General features: G+C 70.0%; 1 protein-coding gene. It reads left to right on the forward strand.

Translation table 11 applies throughout. From position 1 onward, the window contains the following. Nucleotides 1-118: 118 nt before the first annotated feature. Nucleotides 119-270 (forward strand): FAD-dependent oxidoreductase (locus ACLJNW_RS25360; RefSeq protein WP_410961387.1); only part of this gene is annotated, 152 nt, incomplete at its 3' end.

The following is a 270-nucleotide window of genomic DNA, read 5'->3' on the forward strand; positions in this document are numbered from 1 at the left end:
GAATACCGGCGCCCGGCGTTCTTCCGCTCGATCGGCCTGGGCCTGGAAGACGTAGCCCTGGCCAACGCCCTCTACCGCCTGCGCCAGGCAGGCTGATCGCGTGATGCAGGAGAGCAGCATGATCGAAGCGGATTACCTCGTCATCGGTGCCGGCATCGCCGGCGCATCCACCGGCTACTGGCTGTCGGCCCACGGCCGGGTCGTGGTGCTGGAGCGCGAGGCGCAGCCCGGCTACCACTCCACCGGCCGCTCCGCCGCGCACTACACGGT

The organism is Salmonella sp. SAL4457, assembly GCF_046548235.1.
In the GTDB taxonomy this organism is placed as follows: Bacteria; Pseudomonadota; Gammaproteobacteria; order Enterobacterales; family Enterobacteriaceae; genus Salmonella; species Salmonella enterica.